The sequence below is a fragment of the Mangrovibacterium sp. genome (assembly GCF_059905295.1).
The window spans coordinates 1-1,654 of record NZ_JBZQJF010000135.1; the positions used below are offsets into that span (position 1 = coordinate 1).

General features: G+C 42.7%; 1 protein-coding gene. It reads right to left on the reverse strand.

Annotated features, from left to right (window positions below):
* On the reverse strand, positions 1-1,413 hold a 1,413-nt coding region (locus tag AC37HE_RS07125), incomplete at its 3' end, for an alpha-L-rhamnosidase-related protein (RefSeq protein WP_500782114.1).
* Positions 1,414-1,654 lie beyond the last annotated feature (241 nt).

The following is a 1,654-nucleotide window of genomic DNA, read 5'->3' on the forward strand; positions in this document are numbered from 1 at the left end:
ACGAATATTATCCAAAGCAACCCTATATTCGCCAGCCCTAGCTTGGGCCTCCAGCATATAATAGCCAAAGAAAGTTGAAAAATTTGTTGGACCACCAACGCCAATAACCTCCTCATTCGCCGTTGCTGCATCCATCATACCCGACAATGCTAACAATGAAGCGGCTTGTTTCGAATGGTTCGGATCAGGAACATTCCGTCTCATTTTGTCCGCAATTTTCTGATATTCTTTGGCTTTCTCATATTCCTCCAAAAACTGACACAACCGGGCTCCTTTTTCAAACATCAGAACCATTAATGCTTGTAAGCCGGCATGAACAGCCTCTTTGTTCTCGTACGAAGGCCAATCAAGAAAACGCATACCTACATTTTCAAGCTTTTCACTTCCGTTTTCATCCACATAATTCTCGAACTGATTGAGCAGGGAAACCAAATAGTCGTGTTGCTCTTCCAGATAATCCAATTTCCCCTGATACATAAACCAGTCGTATTGCATAATCACCCACCACATCGAGTAAGAGGGAATGCCATTCATAAATTTAGGCAGCGGAGTATGATCACGAAGAAAATCCAATGTTTTAGGGACAAGTTCATTATAACCAAATACGGCATTAATCGTCATCAACTCGGGATGCATATCACCAGCCCAAACCATCCGGTCGCGCTTAATGCCATCCCACAAGTAGTCCTGCATACAAAGATGCACGGTATAAGCACCGGTTTCCCAAATTTTATTGAGCCGCTCATCACTACAGTTAAATGATCCCACATAAGGAATATCGCGCAGGGTTGCTACTCCCCGAATTTCTTTAATCGCCACAAAGGTATCTGCATCCAGCAAATCGATCCGCACAAAACGATAGCCGGTATTACCAACGGTAATCGTACCGTAGCCAGGCAGGGTTAACTCAAAATCACGCATGGCATGGTGATTCGTTGCCCCTCCTTCTTCACCAGTTGTTCCATCTCCAATCACATCACTGCAAGTTTCACTCACCGACTCACCAAAACGGATCCTTACCTTACGGGTTACCCGGTTGCTTTGAGAGGTTGTAATTTGAATTCCGCCCTGAATTTCCGTCCCTAAATCGAGAATTAATCCGGAAGGAACTTGCCCCTTATTAATGATTTTACAGATCGGTTGGTTTCCGAAAAAAGCCTGGCTATTGCCTTTATGGAGCAAAACATCCGGATTTGTAACTAACGAATCTGAAGAAATCCAAACAATACGTTGCGGGCTAAGGTAAATCCTAATCAACGGATCAACTTCTGCCTTAGCTTTTATTTCAGGAGAATAAGAAGGTGGAAATTGAGCAGATGCATTGGTCAATGCCAAAAACATCAGGCCCAACAAGAAGAAAATCCGGTAATGAATTAGAGAACACCATATCTGTTGGAAAAGCTTCGGGTTCATAGTAATTTAGGTTAGGAGCTTTGGTTTCTGCAAGATAGCATAATTACCTATTCGCTAAAAACAATTCCCTAAATCCAGATAGATTTATCCAAGGCCTGTCCCCCTGTATTCATTCCCCATTCGAAAAAAGTTTCGGGCTTGCTGCATCTTCTGATCCAGCTCGAATAATTCGTGGTAATAAGCTTTTTCCTGTTCGTTCGTGGTAATAATTTTATGCATCCCGCCATTTTGAATAACGACT